Raw genomic sequence first — 18,579 nt, 5'->3', positions numbered from 1 at the left:
CCGCGAACAGCAATGCGATTACTCCTATGCCTCCTACAATGGTTAAGATATTCATCTTATTTGCGCCTCCTTGATATTTTTGTACATAAAGACTGTGCACCGGCCTGTCTGCCGGTGCACAGAGACTGATCTTAAGATGTTATGCGCCGAACATATTCCTATTTTGCTTAAGGCATTCGGCGGCTCCGCAAAATCTTTGTCAGCCCAGCCCGAACTTCATGGCCCGGGCTTAAAAGGCGCCGTGCCGCAAATATTCCCGCATACCCCGCTTAAAGGGGGATATTCCCGTGCTTGCGCGCGGGACGTTCTTTTTTTCTGCCCCAGAACATACGCAGCGTTTGAATGATCTTAATTCTCGATTCTGCCGGCTCGATAACATCCTCAAACTTTCCAAGCTCGGCGGAGCGATAAGGGTTTAAGAATTCCGTTTCGTACGCCTGCCTGTACATCTCCCTGGCCGCGACCGGATCGGCGGCCTGTGCGATCTCATTTTTATAAAGTACCTCAACGGCGGCGTCGGCTCCGACAACGGCACGCTCGCAGCTTGGCCACGCGATGACGAAATCAGCCTTCATGTCTATGCTGCACATCGCCGGTGTGGCGCCTCCGTAAGACTTTCTGATCGGCATGATGATCTTGGGGACCGTCGCCTCCGCCCATGCGTAGAGCAGTTTCGCCCCATGTCTGATGATACCGTCATGTTCCTGGTTGACCCCGGGCAGATACCCCGGAACGTCTACGATAGACAGAAGCGGGATATTGAAGGCGTCGCAGGTCCGGATAAAGCGCGCCGCTTTGCAGGAGGCGTTGATGTCAAGGCAGCCGGCCATGCAGCTGGTTTGATTGGCGACGACGCCGACCGGCATACCGCCCATCCGGATAAACCCGACTATGATGTTGCGGGCGTATAACGGGGAAATTTCAAAAAAGAAATTATTGTCGGCGATCTTTGTAATGACGGTCTTCATGTCGTAGGCTTTGCGCTTACTCTCGGGAATAATATCATTGAGTTCTTCTATCCGGCGCGAAACGTCGTCATTATTGGGATAGACCGGCGGAAGCTGCTGACAGTTATCGGGGAAAAAGCTCAGCAGACATTTGATCTGTTCGATACAGTCATAATCGTCTCTCGCCATCAGATGAGAGAGTCCCGATTTGGTGCTGTGCGTCATCGCGCCGCCCAGGGTTTCAAAGTCCACGATCTCACCGGTCACCTCTTTGATGACGGCGGGACCGGTGATAAAGGCTTTGCTGGTCTTGTCTACCATGATGATAAAATCATTGAGGGCGGGGGAATAAGAGGCGCCTCCCGCGCAGCTGCCCATGAGGGCTGAAATCTGGGGAATGACTCCCGAGGCTGTCACGTTGTTATAAAAAATGGTGCCGTAGACTGAGGCTCCGGGCCCCTCTTGAAGTCTGCCGCCGCCGGAATCGTTGAGCCCGATGATGGGGACTCCGACCTCCAGCGCCAGCTCCTGCATTCTGGCGAGCTTCAACCCATGCATTTCACCCATTGATCCTCCCAGAACGGTGGCATCCTGAGCGTAGGCAAAAGCTTTTCTGCCGTTGATAAGTCCATGCCCAGTGACGATCCCGTCCGCCGGCGCGTCGACTTTATCCATGCCAAACCGAGTCGCTCTGGGTTTTACGAACATATTGTATTCCACGAAAGTTCCGGGATCAAACAGCAAGTTGATTCTCTCGCGCGCTGTCAGCTTGCCCTTGGCATGCTGCCTGTTAATTTTTTCCTGCCCGCCTTGGAGCATAATGTGTTCTTTTATATCGAACATGTTTTGAAGCTTTTGATTCATATGACCCTTCCCCCCTATACTGTGATTTTTTCGGATGACTGCCGACATCACCCTGTTTCGCCGGCTGCGCGGAGCGGCTGCGGACATGGACGGCGTTAAGCGCCTCGCAGAACGTGAATTTTACGATGCTGTCCGCGTTCTGCGCGGCAAAAAACTATTGACGAACTTTCCTAAACGTAAATGTCCTTGAAGAGCTTCGCCGCGCCCGCGGGATCGTCGAAACCGCGGCCACCCCGCGCGGGAAAATCCGGCGCGCGGAGAAATCCGTAATTCTCTTAGACCAATCCCTTCCAGGGGCTCAGGTCCAGCCCGCACTTCTCGAATCTTTCGCCGAGGAAGTTAAGGGCGTTCTTATACATCACCTTTTCCATGATGCCGGGTCTGAGATCCAGCTCTTCCCACTGCTTGAGGATCTCGCTGAGCTTGAATACGCCCCACTCGGAACCGAAGATGAACTTGTCCTGCAGGCGTCTGTTCATGTCGTAGGTCATGCACTGCGGGAAATATTTGGGCCACATTCCTGATGTCTCGCGCATCACGTTCGCCTTGTGCATCGCGACGTGGTTGATAACTTCCGGCCACGGCTCGCCGACGTGCAGGGCGATGATTTTCAGGTTCGGGAAGTCCGCGGCGACTTCGTCGACGTCAAGAGGCTGGCAGTAGCTCATGCTGTAAAGCCCGTCTCCGCCGGGGGCGCCGCTGCCCATTCCCGTATAGCCGATATGGAACTGAACCGGCGCTCCAAGCTGCTGGCAAAGATCCCACAGGGGGTAGAAACGTCTGTCGTTGACGCGGAATTTCTGCGTGCACTGCTGGAATTTCAGACCGATCAGCTTCAGTTCGGTGATGGCTCTCTCCGCCTCCTGAAGGGCCTGCTGGCCCTGCCAGGGATCAACCGAGCCCCAGGCGCCAAAAAAGGCGTCGGGGAATTCCTTCCACAAACCGTAAACGAAATCGTTGCTGGTGGGCAGTTCGCCCATGCCGCTCGTCGCGTCCCAGCCGACCGGCTGCATCTTCACGCCGTGGGTGAGGGCGTCGTTCGCCATTACTTCCCTGCCGGTCTCGTCAAACTCCGCTTTCAGATCGTCCAGGGTGCCCTTGCCGGACTTGCCGACCCAGTTGGGCTGTGTGTATTTTCTCGAGGCCAGCATGGCCTTCATTGCGGGCGGATATCCGCCCTTAATAAAGGGATGCGCGTGGACGTCGATAATATAGTAACCTCTCTCTTCAAGAGTTTTTGGGGTTCTGTCTCCCTGAGGCTGTGCCATGACTCATTCTCTCCTTCCAAAATTGTAATGTCCAAGCGATGGAAGCTCGAACAAATTAACGGTATTGGGCGATGTCAGGATCTCTCTTTTCGCTGAAGGCCCTGCCGCATTCCTTCGCCTCGTCCGTGTTGAAGTACATGCCCAGCGCGACGCCCGCCATGGACTGAATACCCCAGACGGAGGCCGAGTCCGCGTTGAAGGACATTTTCAGCGCCGCCAGAGAGGTCGGGCTGGATTTGACAATGGTGTCGACCCATTTGTCCGTCTCCGCCATCAGCTCTTCCGGCGGGACTACGGCGTTGACCAGCCCCATCTGCAGGCACTCTTCCGCCGTGTATTTCTTACACAGATACCAGAATTCTCTGGCTTTCTTCTCACCGACTATGCGTGAGAGATAGGCGCTGCCGTATCCGGCGTCAAAGCTTCCGACCTTGGGGCCTACCTGGCCGAACTTGGCGGTAGAGGCGGCGATGGTAAGGTCGCAGACCACCTGGATGACATGGCCGCCGCCGATCGCATAACCGTTAACCGCCGCTATCACCGGCTTGGGGATCGTGCGGATGGTATGCAGAAGCTGGGCAAACAGATTGGGCATCGGCAGCTTTTCAATGGGCTGAGCGCCGGCATCCGTCTCGCCGGGAGTGCCTCCGATCGTAAACGCGCGGTTCCCAGCCGCCGTAAGGATAACAGCCCCGACCTCCTTGTCTGTCCACGTGCTTTGAAGCGCAGTAATCATTTCGCTCAAAGTATGATTGGTGAACATATTCATATTGTCAGGCCTGTTAATGGTTATTTTCGCCCGGTTATTATACTTTTCATACAGTATATCCTGAAATTCCATATTTGCCGCAGCCTCCTTATTTATTGCCGACAGCGGATGTTTCGCCGCCGCCTGACTCGGCCCTGCCGGTCAGTAAAGGCAAAACATCCGCGTGGATCACCGAAAGAGTGATTAGACTTTGATTATAAAGGCTTCGCTCTCGCCGACGCCGCCGCAGATCGTGCAGAGGCCGTATCCGCCGCCGCGGCGCTGGAGTTCGTAGGCCATCGTCATTACGAGGCGTCCGCCTGTGGCTCCCGTCGGGTGGCCGATGGCGATCGCGCCGCCGTTGATGTTCGTCTTGGCGCGGATCGCTTCGACTTTCGCGGGGTCCTCTTCTCCAAGCAGTATCGTGGAGGCTAGGGGCATGACCGCGAAGGCTTCGTTGATCTCAATGATATCCATCTGGTCGATGGTCATGCCGGCTTTGGCGAGCACCTTCTGAGCGGCGAAGGCCGGGATTGTCGCGATGTATTTGGGGTGTCCCGAGGCCTGGGCGTGGGCCACGATCGTCGCCAGGGGCTTCAGTCCGCGGCGCGCCGCTTCGCTTTCGCTCATGAGCACGAGCGCGCTGGCGCCCGTGTTGAGTCCGGGAGCGTTGCCCGCGGTGACGGTCGGGCTCTGGTTGACGGTCTTGAGCTTCGCGAGCCCTTCAAGAGTCGTGTCGGGACGCGGCGACTGGTCTTCGGAGATCACGACGTCTCCTTTTTTCGTGTGAAGGACATAGGGCTTTATCTCATCCTTGAATTTACCGGCCTTGAAGGCATCCTGATAGAGCATCTGGCTGCGGTAGGCCCATTCGTCCTGCATTTCGCGGCTGATACCGTACTGAAGGGCGACCTCTCCCGCCTGCTTCGCGCGCGGTTCCCCGGTGTAGGGGCAGGATACGACCATGATGTCTTTAAGGACGATGTCGCCAAGGCGCTTTCCCCAGCGCAGGTCTTCCACGAAGTAGGGGACGTTGCTCATGTTTTCCGAGCCGCCGCCCACCGTTACCTTGGCGTCGCCGAGTTCGATCGCGCGTTTTGCCATCGCGATGGCTACCATCGACGAGCAGCAGGCGCGGTCGACGGTTGTCGAGTTCGCTTCGGGCGGCATGCCCGCGGCGAGTGATATCTGACGGGCGATCGAGCGGTTCGCCGTGGGCATATTGATGCCGATGTATGTCTCTTCCACATCCGCGGGATCGACCGCGGCGCGCTCCATGGCCTCTTTTACGACGAATGATCCGAGGGCTACCGTGTTTTCGCCCTTCATCGGGCCGCCGAATTTATCGAATGGCGTACGTACAGCTGATACTATGACTACCTTTTCCATATCTGTCACCCTTCTCTCTTTTATCTCTTATATGACCTTTTTGTCGTGCAGCCCGGCGATGCGCTCGTCCGAGTATCCAAGTCTTTTCAGCACTTCGTCCGTATCGGCGCCAAGATCCGGCAGCGCGCTGTAGGAGGTCTCATGTTCTTCCATCTTGATCGGGCAGCCGACGACGGTGAGTTCTCCGACGACGGGATCGGGTATCTTAACGAGCATCTCGCGCTTTTTGGTGTGCTCGTCATGAGCGACGTCCTCGGCGTTCTGCACCGGTCCGCAGGGAAGTCCCTGAGCCATGAATATTTCACAGGCCTCTATCTTCGTCTTGTCGGCGAGCCATTCGTTGATGACCGGGCGGATGAGGGTCTCCATATGGGCGCCGCGTCCGGGACCGGACTGGATATCGGGGTTGTCGAGCAGCTCCAGGTGGCCGATGGCGGTGAGGAACTTTTTCCACATCGACTCCGTGGGCACGATGATCGCCACATAGCCGTCCTTGCACTTGAAGGGGCCCCAGGGGGCGATAAGCTTGTCCGGGCCGCGTGTAACGACGTTGCCGGTAAAGGCGTAAACGTTGTGCGAACGCTCGGCGAGGGCGATCATGCAGTCGTACATCGAGACGTCGAAGTATTCTCCCTTGCCGGTGCGCAGCTTGTTGATGTATCCGAGCATCGCCGCGTAGGCCGCGTAGACGCCGGTGCCGGAGTCGCCGAGGGCGAAGCCGAGCCAGGTCGGCGGTCCCTGCGGGTCGCTGCCGCAGGTGTGCATGAGTCCCGCCATCGCCTGAGTGATGATGTCATAGGCGAGGCGTTTCGCATAGGGGCCTTCGTATTTCTTTGAACGTCCAAAGCCGCTGATGGCTACGTAGATGACGCCGGGGTTGACCTCTTTGATCTTTTCGTAGGTGAAGCCCAGCTTGTCCATCAGTCCAGGTTTCACGTTCTCGATTATTATTTCGGTATCTTTGATGAGGTCCCAGAGAACGGCCTGTCCCTCGGGGGACTGCATATCGATCGTCACGCTCTTTTTGCTGCGGTTGAAGCGCGCGAAGTATCCGCTCTGCGCCTCTCCTTTGTCATTCTTGAGCATCGGCGCTATCTCGCGCGCGGTGTCTCCGCTTCCGGGGCGTTCGACCTTGATGACCTCCGCTCCCTGGTCGGCGAGCATCATCGTACAGGTCGGTCCCGCGACCTGCTGCTCTATGCCAAGTACCTTAACTCCTTCAAGTATCCCTGTCATGTAAGTACCTCCTTTAGTATTCTTCTTTTATATATTTGAAGCTTTGTTCGCCATGTCTGAAAGCGCCTGCTCGGCCATCTCCTCGGCCTTCGCGAGCGCCACCTGCTCAAAGGTGAATTCCGTGACCTCGTCGAGCCGGGTGCCGGGGCCAAATACGCCGCTGACGCCCTTTTCGATGAGTCCGGGAATATCCTGCTGCGGAATGATGCCGCCGAGGATGAATACCGTGTTCTCCATTCCCTCTTTCGCCTTTACCTTATCTATCACCTTCGGCATCAGGGTGTTGTGCGCGCCAGAGAGAAGGCTCACTCCCACGACGTCCACCTTTTCCTTTGCCGCTATCTCCGCTATCTCGTCGGGCGTTGCCTGCAGGCCGGTGTAAATGACCTCCGCTCCTGCCTCTTCAAAGGCGCGCGCGACCACTTTCGCGCCGCGGTCGTGACCGTCAAGGCCGGGTTTTGAAATCAGAACTTTTACCATAACGCCGCCTCCTTCTTCCTTAATAGATCTTCATCGGTGTATACTTGCCGTAGACCTCTTTGAGCACGCCGCATATCTCGCCGAGCGTCGCGTAGGCGCTCACCGCTTCGATCATGTACTCACCGAGGTTCTCGTCGTTCCGGGCCGCCTTCTCCACCGCCGCGAGGGCGCGCTTCACCCTCTCGTTGTCGCGTTCCGCCTTCAGCTTGTTGAGCTTCGCCGTCTGCTTGATCGCGACATCCTCAGGGACCGTGAACTGGGCGGGTTCTATAGGCTTGCCGTCATTAAATTCGTTGACGCCCACGACGACGCGTTCTTTATTGTCCACGCTCTTCTGGTATTTATATGCGTTGTCCGCCAGCATCTTCTGCTGGAATCCTTCCTCGATACATTTCATGGCCCCGCCCTTTTTCTCTATCGTGTCGAGCAGGTCGAGGACCTCTTTCTCTATGGCGTTCGTGAGAGCCTCTACCGCGAAGGAACCGCCAAGGGGGTCGACCGTCTCCGTCAGCCCCGACTCATAGCCCACTATCTGCTGCGTGCGCAGCGATACCGTCACGGCCTCCTGCGTGGGCAGGGAGATCGCCTCGTCGTAGGAGGAGGCGTGGAAGGTCTGGATGCCGCCCGCCGCCGCCGCCATCGTCTGAATGGCGACACGGACGATATTGTTGATCGGCTGCTCCGCCGTCAGGGCTGAGCCGCTTGTGAAGGCAAATATCTTCAGGCGCTGCGGCTCTTCTTCCGTCACGTGGTAGCGTTCCTTCATGATCCGCGCGTACAGGCGGCGCGCGGCGCGGTACTTCGCGACCTCCTCCAGGAAGTCCATCTGAGCGCCGAGGAAGAAGTAGCTGTTCGCCGTGGCCGCGACGATGTCAACTCCCCGCTTCACAGCGGCGTCGTAGTATTCGATCATATCCGCCAGCGTGAACGCCAGCTCCATCGCCGCGGTAGCTCCGGCGTCCCGGATGTGGTAGCCGGAGACGGCGATGGGCATCCAGTGGGGAAGGTGCTTCCCGCAGTATTCCAACACGTCAACGGAGAGCTTGACGCCGGCCGCGGGCGGGAAGATGTAGGTGCCGCGGCACATATATTCTTTAAGGATGTCGTTCTGAAGGAAAAAGCCGATCGTGTTGGGATCGATATTGTTTTTCTTCGCGAAGGCGACGTAGAAGGCGAGCATGATTATCGAGTTGGCGTTCGCCGTCGTGCGTATCTGGCGTACCTTCTCGAAGGGGATTCCCTTGAAGAGCGCCTCGATGTCGGCCAGAGAGTCGATGGCGACCCCCACCTTTCCGACCTCGCCCTCCGACATCGGGTCGTCTGAGTCGTAGCCCATCTGCGTCGGCAGGTCCAGCGCGACGGAGAAGCCCGTGCCGCCCTGTTCAATGATGTAACGGAAGCGCTTGTTGGCCTCCTCCGCGGAGGCGAAGCCCGCGTACTGTCCCATCGTCCACAGGCGGCCGTCGCGGTACATCTCCTCGCGAATGCCGCGCGTAAACGGGTAGTGGCCGGGATCACCGAGCTGCGCCCTCAGGTCTTCACCCTTTATATCTTCTTCGGTGTAGACCCTTTTGAGCTCATATCCGGAAAGTGTGGTATGTTTCTTCTCTTCAGCCATTCTTATTACCCCTTTCACCTATTTTTCTATAATTCTGCCTTATTGATTCTCAAAGCTTATTTTCATCTTTTTGTCGTGGAATATCCGTTCGTCCATAAGCCGCAGTCCGTCCGATATCCGCGGCCGGAATTCCATTCTGGCGAGAATGTCCCGCTCCAGATCGACGCCGGGCGCTATCTCCGTCAGCGTAACGCCCTCTTTTTCGAGCCTGAATACCGCCCGTTCCGTTATATAAAGCACCTGCTGACCCTTTTCCGCTGCGCAGAGCGAGGAAAAGGTCACCTGCTGCACCCGTTTTTTGAACTTGATCCCGGGGGCGTCTCTCTCAATATCGAGCCTGCCGCCGCCGATCCGGCATTCCAGCGGTCCCGCGGTGAAGGTCCCCAGGAAGCAGACCTTCCGCGTACTCTGCGTGATGTTTATAAAGCCTCCCGGCCCCGTACAGCGCGAACCGAATTTCGAGACGTTCACGTTGCCCGCTTCGTCCACCTCGCCCATTCCGAGAAATGCCGCATCAAGCGCGCCGCCGTCGTAGATGTCGAAGTTATCCGTTATCGAAAGGATCGCGTCGGGATTCACCGCCGCTCCCAGGCCGATTCCGCTCACCGGTATGCCGCCGTAGAGGCCGGTCTCTATCGTGAAGGTGACCTGATGGCTGATCCCCTCCTCGTTCGCGATGCTCGCGACGCTGTCAGGCATGCCGATGCCGAGGTTGACAAGCCCGCCGGCCTTTATCTCGAGCGCCGCGCGCCTGCCGCATATCTTGCGCGGCGAGAGCGCCATCGGCGGCACCAAATCAAGCTGCATCCTTACGTCGCCGATAAGCTCGGGGCGAAAGAGCGAACCGTCGTAGCACTGGAGATGATTTTCCGGCTTTGCCCGCACCACATAATCGACGAGTGCCCCGGGGATCGCTACCCGCCGCGGGTCGAGAGCGCCGCGTTTAAAGACGTTCTTTACCTGCACGATGACCGTGCCGCCGCCGTTGTGTACCGCCGCGGCCATCGCCGCCTGTTCACTGTACAGGGCCTCATCCTCAAGCGAGATATTGCCGTACTCGTCTGCATAGCTACCGCGGATGATACAGATCTCGATGGGGAAGCTTCTATAAAAGAGGTATTCCTCACCTTCGAAGTCGATCAGCGAGACGACCTCTCTGCCGGACTCTTCCGCTAAGCGGTTCATCAGGCATCCCTCAAGGCGCGGATCGCAAAAGGTGTGCAGACCGACCTTCGTCATTACGCCGGGCTTGCCGACGGCGGCCGCCCTCAAAAGCTCTCCATAGACCCCGAGAGGGACGGTATAACCGGCGATCTCGTTATTGCTCACGGCCCGCCCGATCGCGGGAGACATCCCGACGTGGGCCGCATAAATGGAAGAGATGATCCCTGGAGCCTTGATTATGCTGAGGCCGTAACCGTCTTCCTTGAGGTCTCCGGGAGATACGCCGGAGACGACGTGCAGCCCCCGCGGGCGGCCATGGGTGAAAAAAGACTTCGCCATCTCGTCCAAGATCTCATCGGGAGCGGAAAAACCTCCGAAACCGCCGATACTGATCACCGCATTATCTCTAATTAGTGATATTACGTTAGCAGATGATATAATTTTGCCCATCTTTTCTCACCCCGCACCTTTTTTACATTTTCCCGCCGCCGGAATGCGGCGGGAAAATGTAAACATTAGATTTAGTTAGCTCTTCGCCGCCGCGCCGCTGCCAAACTTTTCTACTACAAATTTTGTGATATATGGAAAGACGAAGATACAGAAGACCAGAGTCACCGCCATCTGCGCCGTCGCCGACTCCACATAGGGCTGATACTGCGGCAGACGCTCGCCGATGATCCTCGGGGCTACCACCGAGAGGCCGCCCAGACAGGTGGCTCCCACCGCGGCGTATCCGGGACGTTTAAGAATAAGTCTGTCCGCGGCTATCATTATCGGCAGGAAGATGCAGACGATAAGCCCGATAAGTACGATATTCGCGGTTCCGGCCTGAGAGAGCGCCTTGAGGTTTATGCTCGCGCCCAGACAGCAGCCCAGGAAAAAGAGTACCACCGGCGTCGCCGTGGAGAAGAGTTTGCGGATCTTCTCGTCAGTATTGGCGAGAACCATGCCGAGAACAAACGGAACGAGCGAGGCGATGGCGCTCATATAATCAAACCCCGTGCCGTCGGCCATGCCGAGGATCACCAGGGGCGTGGCGGGAACGGCGATCAGATTGAGGACACCCATCGCCGCTTTATCGACGTTGTCTCCATAGGACTGCATCAGCCCCGCGTAGACGCCGGGGTTGCAGCTGGCGAGGGAGATCGTGACCGCCAGCGCGGAGGCTCCGCAGATCCCGCCGATGCCGAAAAATTTCAGCGTCAGCCAGGCGCCCGTAAAAGCTACCGCCAGGCGGACGACTACCAGCAGGCCGCCGCGCGCGCAGACCGCGCCGAGGTCGCTGTATTTTGTTTGGCTGCCCGCGACAAAGAGCAGCATGCCGATCGTCGCCATCGCACCCGCCCCGCTGAAAGCCGCGGTGGTGGGGCCGCCTATCTTGAGCGCCGCCGGAATAAAGGTATTGATCAGCGCGGTGATGAACATCGGTACGACCATGATGCCGCCAGGTACTTTATTGACCTTGCCTAGAATATCCATAGCCTGCCTCCAATCTCTCTTTTAATGCCTCTTATTTGCGAAACTTGGCAAATCCCGGAGCGCGTTTTCAGGGAAAACGCGCTCCGGCGGCACGCTAATTCCGGCCGGCCGCGTTACGTTCGGCCACTTTATCGGCGATCACGCAGTTGACTGCTTCGTGCTTCTGGTCGCGGACAAGACAGCCGTTGCAGTAGATGCACTTGATTATCTCTTTCTCGCGTCCCTCTACCTGCTTCGTTATCCATTCGGGATCGGCGAGCGCGGGACGGCAGACGCCGATGAGGTCGGCCTTGCCTGCTTCAAATATCTCTTCTCCGTGCTTGAGGTCTCTGACCTTGCCGGAGACGACCACGGGAATATCGGAACCGATCTCACGCAGCGCCTCTTTGATGCCGGCGGAGAGATAGACGTGGCAGCCGTAGGGCAGGTTGGCCGTCGCCATGCAGCGGCTTCCGCTGTATCCGGTGTACCACGGGCCGTCTTCCGTCTTGCCGCCCGCCGATACGCTGATGAAGTCCATTCCGGCGCGCGCGAATATCTGCGCGATCTCCGTCGTCTGCTTCAGCGTGTTGCCGCCCATGACGAACTCTTCGCCGGAGATGCGGCAGCCGACGCAGTAGTCGTCTCCAACCTCTTTGCGGATGCCCTCCATGATCTCCGTGACGATGCGGCAGCGGCCCTCGGTGTTGCGGCCGTACTTGTCGGTGCGCTTATTGAGCAGGGAGATAAATGATGAAAGCGTATAACCATGGGCCACGTGCAGCTCTACACCGTCAAAACCGGCCTTCCTGGCCCTGATGGTGCTGTCTATGAACTGGCGCTTGCACTCTTCGATGTCTTCGTAGGAAAGATCCTCGACGGCCTGCTTCCAGCCCGTGCGGACCGACTGCTTCACATAATGGATGAGCTGGACGGTCATCTTGCAGCCCTCGGCGTGCACGGCGTCCGTCATCTCTTTGAGTCCGGGGATAAACTTGTCGTCGCAGATACGAAGGAGGTTGGGGCTCTTCCTGTCGAGCACACCGCAGGCCTCGACGTCAATGAGTCCGAAGCCGCCCTTCGCGCGCGCCACATGACGCTCGATCAGCTGGTCGGTGACAAAGCCAACCTCGTCGGCGAGGCAGGATACGGCGGGAAGCCATACCAGACGGTTTCTGAGTTCAAGATTTCTAAATTTTACGGGCTCTAATATTTTCATGGATTCATCCTCCAATTTTTTTATAAGGGGGGTGAAGGGCTGAAAAGCCCTTCACGCGTTTTATGGGTGGCCGGACAGGGAAGTATCCGGGTTATGCCTTATTTTTTTCCTCTTCCGCCATTATCGCGTATATCTCAAGACGCAGCTCCTCTTTCTTGACCTTGCCGATATTTGTGTGCGGCAGGTCGTCGCGGATCTCGAGATGCTCGGGAAGCTTGAACTTCGCAAGCTTGCCGGAGAGGAATTCAACTATTTCCTTCAGCGTAATGGTGTCGCCCGGGTTCCTCATCGAGACGAAGAGGCAGGCCTTTTCACCAAGCACATGGTCGGGCATCGGGACGAGCGCCGCGTCATGAATCTTTTCATGCTTCAGGACGAGGTTCTCCACCTCTTCGCAGCTGAACTTCTCGCCGCCGCGGTTGATCGCGTCCTTGATGCGTCCCATGATGACAAAGCCTTTGCCGCTGGAGTGCATCGCCGCCAGGTCTCCCGAGCGGTAGAAACCGTCCTCCGTAAAGGCCTTTTTATTGTGGTCGGGGGTGTCGTAGTAGCCGCGTATCGTGTAGGGGCCGCGGAAGATTATCTCTCCGGGACGCTCCGTTTCGCCGCGGAACCGCGCGCTGCCGTCGTGTACGCTCTCCGCGATCAGCTCGCCGGTGTCCTTGTCGATGATTTTCCATTCGTCTGCGGGAGAGACCGGAAGACCGATCGTGTTATAGATGACATCTTCGTCGTCAAAGAGGCTGGTCTGCATGATCGTACCCTCGGACATGCCGAACTGCGAGATCAGGCGGCAGCCAAGCTCGGGATATACGCGGGCGGCAACGACCGGTTCGATCTTGGAGCCGCCGTTGATGACGATCTTCCATGAAGAGAGGTCGTACTTGCCCCTGTCTTCAAAGTTCAGCATATTTATGATCATCGCCGGAACCATCGGGATGTGCGTGATCTTTTCTTTTTCGATCAGCTTGCAGATATCCTCGGTACGCGGCGAGGTGCCCATGATCACCTTGCCGCCGAAGGCGAAGGCGCCCTGAATTCCGGGGGCCGCAAGGACCATGTTGTGCGCTACGGGGGCCACCGCGAGCTGCACCGTGTACATGTTATATCCGAGTTCGCGGCTCGACTCCTCCGCGACGTAGCGGTAGGCGTTGTATTCGCGCGGGATGAGCTTCGGGATGCCCGTCGTGCCGCCGGAAAGCAGCAGAATGCAGACATCGTGCGGGTCGGGCAGATACTTTTTCAGCAGTTCAGGGTCGTCCTCACCCTCCGCGGGGACCTTGAGAAGGTCGTTGACATAGAGGTATCCTTCGGGGATCTCCTGGTTGAGTCCCGCGATCATTTTATATTTCATATAGGGCAGCTCGGCGGCCACCTGATCGACCAATTCCACGTAGTTAAATTTATTCGCAAAACCTGGTATAATGTAGCCGACCGCTTTTGCCTTTGCCGCGATCTGTGATATCTCCGTATATCTGTGCTGGGCCAAGCACATTACGGGAATAACGCCGATCTTTTGAAGCGCGAGGTAGATAAAAACAAACTCGGGTATGTTTGTCAGCTGAATGACTATACGGTCTTCATGCTTAAGCCTCATCTTCAGGAAGTGCAGGGCAAGACGGTCTGATCCTTTTTTAAGCTCTCCGTAGGTGAAGCGCTGTTCTCCGCCTACGAGGGCTTCACGATCCCAGAAACGTTCCGCAATGTTATCGAAAACCTGAGAGAAGTTCTCTCTCTTCCAATAGCCTTTCTCTTCGTAAGACTTTGCAAGTTCGGGTTGATAAGCGGTCCAATGTTCTAGCATGATTCCCCTCCATTCGAATAAATGGTACATCTGTTTCTCTGTTGCCGTGTGTGGTTGTGTGTGGTCTTTTGCGTCATGTGAAAAATTTCATTTATTACCCTACTAAAAAACCGCGCGGCACTGCATCACCTCTCACTTTGTTCATTTTTATGCAAGCAACATCTGTGGCAGTATCACTAATTAGTGATATTACTATACACAAAATATTTAAAAGCCGTTAAGCCTTTTTTTATCGTAATTTCTTCAGTATAGAGACGACCTGTTCTTTCTCTTCCGTCGTCAGTTTTGAAAAAGCCTCGGCAAGGTTGGACATATGTTTAGCAAAGGTAACATCCATCAGTTCCTTGCCCTCTTGAGTTATTCCAATAAGATAAGAGCGCCTGTCGTTTGGATTATCACGGCGGTAAACAAGCTTCATCTGCTCTAAATTCCTTACCACCACCGTGATGTTGCCGCTGCTTGAGAGAACTTTGTCGATTATCTGCTGTATCGTCTGTTCTCCTCGATTATATAGAAGCTCAAGTACTGTAAACTGCAGCAGAGTCAGCCCCTTACTACGGAACAGCTCGTTAGATCTTCGGTGCGCGTTGCGATAGGTCCTTCCAAGTGCGATGATGAATTTGCCGTTCAGTCTGTCCTTGGAGTCCATCTCAAACCCCTCATCTCTATCTAGTTTTCAGTGGATTGACTTATCTCTTGTTGGCTGTAGAATAACACTAGTTAGTGATATTGTCAACTTAATTTTCTGATTACTCAGACTAAACTATATATAATTCATAAATGTAAGGAGTTTATTTTTAGAGATTTTATTCACAAAGGAATGATTATTAATGATAAAGAAAATTATTTTCTTTTACGGGCCAAAATATAATTTCAAACGCCGCCTGCCGCGAAACAAGGCGCTTACCACGATAAGCGAACTGGCAATATACAGCGACAAGAAGATGAGGGAGCATACCTTCAAGATACAGAGCAAACGCGGCTGCGACGCCGCGGAGAAGCAGGAGGAGCGGCTTGTCATTCCCTGCCTCGTCGCCTACTCGGAGCAGTACGCCTCGATCAGCGAGAGCGCACTGCATTCTTTTTTAAGTTTCATCGATCAGTTTGAGGTGGAGTCGCTGTATCTGCAAAATCCTCCGGCGAATCTCGTGTCGCAGTTCCGCGGCCTGCACAGCCGCGTAAAGGTCATAAAACACGAATATAAGACCTTGGATATCGAGGGGCTTAAAAGGATAGACAAAGAATACCCTCAGGTCATCATCGGCCAGGAGAAAGTTAAGCATCGGCTTCTCACCGCCCTCTATCCGCTTGCGGCAGGAAAACTCTTAAAGCCGCTCGTGCTGCTCTTTTACGGCCCCACGGGCGTCGGCAAATCGGAGACGGCGAAGTATCTAAGCGAGGTGGCGGGACAGAAATTATTCTGCCGTCAGTTCTCGATGTTCCACAGCAACGAGTTCGCGCCTTATCTCTTCGGCGGACGCCACACAGGCGACTCTCTCGCCAAGGACCTGATGGAGCGCGAGTCTTCCGTAATTCTCTTCGACGAGTTCGACAAGCCGAATCCGCTCTTTCACAGCGCCTTTTACCAGCTCTTTGACGAGGGGATATACGAAGACCGAAACTACTGCGCCGAGGTAAAAAACGCGGTCATAATCTGCACCTCTAACTACGCCTCCGCCGCGGAGGCGAAGGAGCGCCTTGGAGCGCCGCTATTCGCGCGCTTTGACGCGGTGATAGAATTTGGAGCGCTTTCCGCCGAGGCTCTCGGCATTATCCTCGAAAAGAGATGCCGAGAGGCGGTGGCGGAGCTTACCGAAGAAGAGAGAACCATCGTCTCTGAGAGGGAGCTCTGCGGTTCCCTCATGCCGCTTGTCAGCGGCGGCGACGGTGTGCGTGGCGTTATGCGGATAGTACGGGAAAAGATTTCGGAGATGCTGCTCGAAGCGGCGCTTCGCCGCTAAAACACGGATTCCATCAGCCTCACGTCGTCAAAGACAGGGAATTCGCGGCGGGTCTGGCGCACGGTCTCAGCGGAGGCCTCGCCTTCAATGATCCCCTCTCCAGGCAGGATCTCCGTGAGCATCTCGCCCCAGGGGTCGATGACGCCGCTCTCCCCCACCATTGTAAGATGTTTGTAAGGGCCGATCAGGTTGCACGACAAAAGGCAGGCTGAGTTCTCCATCGCGCGAACTTTGTTGAGTATCTTAAAGGCCTCGCCGCGCGGCTGGGGCCAAGCGGCGGGGACGATGAATATTTCCGCGCCCATGCCGAGCGTCATCATACGGAAGAGCTCGGGAAACCTTATATCGTAACAGATGGCAAGTCCCAGTTTACCAAATTCGGTATCGACAACGACCGGCTCTGTGCCGTGCGTAAATGAATCTGCCTCGCGCCCGTAACAGGAGAAGAGGTGTATCTTGCGGTATTCCGCGATATCGGTGCCCTTCCTGTCGAAGAGGAGGCTCGTGTTGTATATCTTATCCCCCTCTTTATGGACGAAGCTCCCGCAGTGGATGAAGGCCCCGAGCTCCTTCGCCTTTTCGGAGATGCGGCGCATCAGCGGTCCATCCTTTTCCTCCGCGAAGTTCCAGATCGTACGGTAACTCAATATCCCGATATGCCACAGCTCCGGCAGCACGATGATGTCGGAGCCGCGGCAGCCGTCTATCAGCCCGAAGACCCGTTCGATAAGATCTTCGTGGGCCTCCGTCTCTTTTATTTCCAGCTGGATAAGCGATGCTTTCATGGATGTCCCCCTGTTCGTTTTAGATTTTTCACTTATCCCCTTATCCTATAATGTTTTTCGCATTGGCGCAATAGATTTTTTGCTGCAGGAGAGGCCGCGGCGGAAAATTACCGCCGTCATTTGTCGTATCGGAATACCCTTGCGCGCTCGCTGCCGCTGAGTATCCGGTAGGCCCCATGCGCGAGCGACTCCATCTCATTTTCTCCGGGATAGAGCTTCACGGGGGCGATAAAACCAATACGGCGTTCGATCTCGTCCGTGAGTATCTTTGAGTGCGCGAGGCCGCCGGTAAGGATGACCGCGTCCGCCATGCCGCAGACGGAGGCGGCTAGGTTGGCGATAAATTTAGCTATTTGAAGCGCCATCGCCTCATATACCAGCCGCGCCTTTTCGTCGCCCACGGCGATCATCTCTTCTACACGGCGGGCGTCGCTGGTGCCAAGGTAACCGAAGAGGCCGCTGTCGCCGCGCATGACGCGCAGTTTGTCGCGCATGTCGGTTTTATTCTTTCTGACCAGATATTTTATCAGCTGGATCACCTGCTGGCCGCCAGCGCGCTCAGGCGAGAATGGACCTTCGTCGTCCCCGACCACATCGGCGATGAGTCCATTCTTATGCAGCGACATCGAGATGCCGCCGCCGAGATGCGCGATTATGAAGGTACAGTCTCCATAGGAGCGCCCCATCTCCGCCGCCGCGCGGTGCGCCGTAGCGCGCATGTTGAGGCAGTGTGTCACGGAGACACGCGGCATATCGGGAATACCGCTGATGCGGGCTACAGGCTCCAGCTCGTCCGTCGAAATACCGTCGTAGATATATGCGTGCGGAATATCATACTTTCGCCGCAGTTCAAAGGCGATGCAGGCCGCGACGTTCGAGGCGTGTTCCTCCGCGCAGACATTGAGCAGATAGTCCACCATAACGTCGTTTATCTCATAGCCGCCTGCGTGTATCGGCGGCAGTATCCCGCCGCGCGCGACTATCGCGTCGAAGGCCCCGTATTCGGCGACGGCCTCTTTCATAAAGTCGTCGGCCAGCTCCTGACGCATCGGCAGCTGGTCCGACATATAGGGATATCTCTCAAGAAATTCTTTCGTGTGTTCAAACTCTTTCTGAACGGCCTTCTTCTCGTCAAAGTAGACCGCCATTTTAGTAGATGTTGAACCGGTGTTGAGCACCATGATCTTATATGTCATTACACGCTGCCTCCTCGTGATATTCGCTTATTTTCAGACTAATCTTATCGATTATATTTTATCATCTATTTAACGAATATTACCGTATAAATTAAATGATATATTATCTTTCGCCAATGATAGATATGTCAATCACATATTATTAGCAACTAAAAATAAACTCTCGAAATAAATTTCAAAAAAAACTCTTAGCCCACGCTTTTAAAAAAATATCATTCTGTTTGCACCTACCGACAAAAATGACTATAAGAAAAAAGTCAAGGACCTATTTTTATATAAAATGGCATGGTAATTTTATACATCTTCTTTATATATTTGCACTCTTTTGTTATTTATATCTATTTTTAACATTGATTTGGAATAATAACCTTATCTTTTATCAAAAGTTACGTATTCTTGTTATTTTTTTTATTGACAACATGCCCCATATTAAATATTATAT

The 18,579-nt window shown here is 55.4% G+C and carries 15 protein-coding genes; 1 reads left to right on the top strand and 14 read right to left on the bottom strand.

What is annotated here, in order from left to right; all coding sequences use genetic code 11:
- Nucleotides 1-269 precede the first annotated feature (269 nt).
- The 12 genes from LIO98_RS11955 to LIO98_RS11900 form a co-directional block, all read right to left on the bottom strand.
- Nucleotides 270-1,811, bottom strand: coding sequence for an acyl-CoA carboxylase subunit beta (locus tag LIO98_RS11955; protein WP_291957416.1), 1,542 nt, complete (start codon nt 1,809-1,811; stop codon nt 270-272).
- Between the two features lie 275 nt (nt 1,812-2,086).
- Nucleotides 2,087-3,079, bottom strand: a complete 993-nt coding sequence (locus tag LIO98_RS11950) for an amidohydrolase family protein (protein ID WP_291957413.1) — start codon at nt 3,077-3,079, stop codon at nt 2,087-2,089.
- A gap of 55 nt (nt 3,080-3,134) precedes the next feature.
- Nucleotides 3,135-3,920: an enoyl-CoA hydratase-related protein gene (locus tag LIO98_RS11945; protein ID WP_291957410.1), complete on the bottom strand. Its 786-nt coding sequence runs from the start codon at nt 3,918-3,920 to the stop codon at nt 3,135-3,137.
- Nucleotides 3,921-4,031: 111 nt separating this feature from the next.
- The gene (locus LIO98_RS11940) at nt 4,032-5,216 is read right to left on the bottom strand and encodes a thiolase family protein (RefSeq protein WP_291957407.1); all 1,185 of its coding nucleotides are present in this window, start codon (nt 5,214-5,216) and stop codon (nt 4,032-4,034) included.
- A 27-nt stretch (nt 5,217-5,243) separates the two neighbouring features.
- Nucleotides 5,244-6,452 (bottom strand): CoA transferase, encoded by a 1,209-nt coding sequence (locus LIO98_RS11935; RefSeq protein ID WP_291957404.1) that lies wholly within the window; start codon nt 6,450-6,452, stop codon nt 5,244-5,246.
- Between the two features lie 27 nt (nt 6,453-6,479).
- A complete protein-coding gene (locus LIO98_RS11930; protein WP_291957401.1) occupies nt 6,480-6,932 on the bottom strand; it encodes a cobalamin B12-binding domain-containing protein in 453 nt (150 codons plus the stop codon).
- A 19-nt stretch (nt 6,933-6,951) separates the two neighbouring features.
- Nucleotides 6,952-8,550, bottom strand: coding sequence for a methylmalonyl-CoA mutase family protein (locus tag LIO98_RS11925; RefSeq protein WP_291957398.1), 1,599 nt, complete (start codon nt 8,548-8,550; stop codon nt 6,952-6,954).
- A 39-nt stretch (nt 8,551-8,589) separates the two neighbouring features.
- Entirely contained in the window at nt 8,590-10,164 is a 1,575-nt protein-coding gene (locus LIO98_RS11920; RefSeq protein ID WP_291957395.1) for a CoA-transferase, read from the bottom strand.
- Between the two features lie 75 nt (nt 10,165-10,239).
- Entirely contained in the window at nt 10,240-11,193 is a 954-nt protein-coding gene (locus tag LIO98_RS11915; protein ID WP_291957392.1) for a 2-keto-3-deoxygluconate permease, read from the bottom strand.
- 94 nt (nt 11,194-11,287) lie between these two features.
- Complete coding sequence (locus LIO98_RS11910) at nt 11,288-12,391, bottom strand: NADH:flavin oxidoreductase (RefSeq protein ID WP_291957389.1); 1,104 nt, start codon at nt 12,389-12,391, stop codon at nt 11,288-11,290.
- A 91-nt stretch (nt 12,392-12,482) separates the two neighbouring features.
- Nucleotides 12,483-14,195, bottom strand: a complete 1,713-nt coding sequence (locus LIO98_RS11905) for an AMP-binding protein (protein ID WP_291957386.1) — start codon at nt 14,193-14,195, stop codon at nt 12,483-12,485.
- A gap of 229 nt (nt 14,196-14,424) precedes the next feature.
- Nucleotides 14,425-14,844 (bottom strand): MarR family transcriptional regulator, encoded by a 420-nt coding sequence (locus LIO98_RS11900; protein WP_291957383.1) that lies wholly within the window; start codon nt 14,842-14,844, stop codon nt 14,425-14,427.
- 181 nt (nt 14,845-15,025) lie between these two features.
- Here LIO98_RS11900 and LIO98_RS11895 point away from each other — a divergent pair, with 181 nt between their 5' ends.
- Nucleotides 15,026-16,156 (top strand): AAA family ATPase, encoded by a 1,131-nt coding sequence (locus LIO98_RS11895; protein WP_291957381.1) that lies wholly within the window; start codon nt 15,026-15,028, stop codon nt 16,154-16,156.
- Here LIO98_RS11895 and LIO98_RS11890 read toward each other — a convergent pair.
- Nucleotides 16,153-16,941 carry a nitrilase-related carbon-nitrogen hydrolase gene (locus LIO98_RS11890; protein WP_291957377.1) on the bottom strand — a complete coding sequence of 263 codons (789 nt, stop codon included), beginning with the start codon at nt 16,939-16,941 and terminating at the stop codon, nt 16,153-16,155. The genes LIO98_RS11895 and LIO98_RS11890 overlap by 4 nt on opposite strands.
- A gap of 116 nt (nt 16,942-17,057) precedes the next feature.
- On the bottom strand, nt 17,058-18,137 hold the full coding sequence (gene buk / locus LIO98_RS11885) for a butyrate kinase (protein WP_291957374.1): 1,080 nt from the start codon (nt 18,135-18,137) through the stop codon (nt 17,058-17,060).
- Between the last annotated feature and the right edge of the window lie 442 nt (nt 18,138-18,579).

The sequence above is a fragment of the Cloacibacillus sp. genome, from assembly GCF_020860125.1.
GTDB lineage: Bacteria > Synergistota > Synergistia > Synergistales > Synergistaceae > Cloacibacillus.
Note: the sequence above shows the minus strand (reverse complement) of the source record. Positions and strands in the feature narration are given on the sequence as shown.

What these genes read in the sequence shown, in the direction of transcription:
- LIO98_RS11950 (WP_291957413.1), bottom strand. Translation starts at nt 3,079, where the DNA reads ATGGCACAGCCTCAGGGAGACAGAACCCCAAAAACTCTTGAAGAGAGA.
- LIO98_RS11925 (WP_291957398.1), bottom strand. Translation starts at nt 8,550, where the DNA reads ATGGCTGAAGAGAAGAAACATACCACACTTTCCGGATATGAGCTCAAA.
- LIO98_RS11945 (WP_291957410.1), bottom strand. Translation starts at nt 3,920, where the DNA reads ATGGAATTTCAGGATATACTGTATGAAAAGTATAATAACCGGGCGAAA.
- LIO98_RS11890 (WP_291957377.1), bottom strand. Translation starts at nt 16,941, where the DNA reads ATGAAAGCATCGCTTATCCAGCTGGAAATAAAAGAGACGGAGGCCCAC.
- LIO98_RS11905 (WP_291957386.1), bottom strand. Translation starts at nt 14,195, where the DNA reads ATGCTAGAACATTGGACCGCTTATCAACCCGAACTTGCAAAGTCTTAC.
- LIO98_RS11900 (WP_291957383.1), bottom strand. Translation starts at nt 14,844, where the DNA reads ATGGACTCCAAGGACAGACTGAACGGCAAATTCATCATCGCACTTGGA.
- LIO98_RS11935 (WP_291957404.1), bottom strand. Translation starts at nt 6,452, where the DNA reads ATGACAGGGATACTTGAAGGAGTTAAGGTACTTGGCATAGAGCAGCAG.
- buk (WP_291957374.1), bottom strand. Translation starts at nt 18,137, where the DNA reads ATGACATATAAGATCATGGTGCTCAACACCGGTTCAACATCTACTAAA.
- LIO98_RS11895 (WP_291957381.1), top strand. Translation starts at nt 15,026, where the DNA reads ATGATAAAGAAAATTATTTTCTTTTACGGGCCAAAATATAATTTCAAA.
- LIO98_RS11930 (WP_291957401.1), bottom strand. Translation starts at nt 6,932, where the DNA reads ATGGTAAAAGTTCTGATTTCAAAACCCGGCCTTGACGGTCACGACCGC.
- LIO98_RS11910 (WP_291957389.1), bottom strand. Translation starts at nt 12,391, where the DNA reads ATGAAAATATTAGAGCCCGTAAAATTTAGAAATCTTGAACTCAGAAAC.
- LIO98_RS11920 (WP_291957395.1), bottom strand. Translation starts at nt 10,164, where the DNA reads ATGGGCAAAATTATATCATCTGCTAACGTAATATCACTAATTAGAGAT.
- LIO98_RS11955 (WP_291957416.1), bottom strand. Translation starts at nt 1,811, where the DNA reads ATGAATCAAAAGCTTCAAAACATGTTCGATATAAAAGAACACATTATG.
- LIO98_RS11940 (WP_291957407.1), bottom strand. Translation starts at nt 5,216, where the DNA reads ATGGAAAAGGTAGTCATAGTATCAGCTGTACGTACGCCATTCGATAAA.
- LIO98_RS11915 (WP_291957392.1), bottom strand. Translation starts at nt 11,193, where the DNA reads ATGGATATTCTAGGCAAGGTCAATAAAGTACCTGGCGGCATCATGGTC.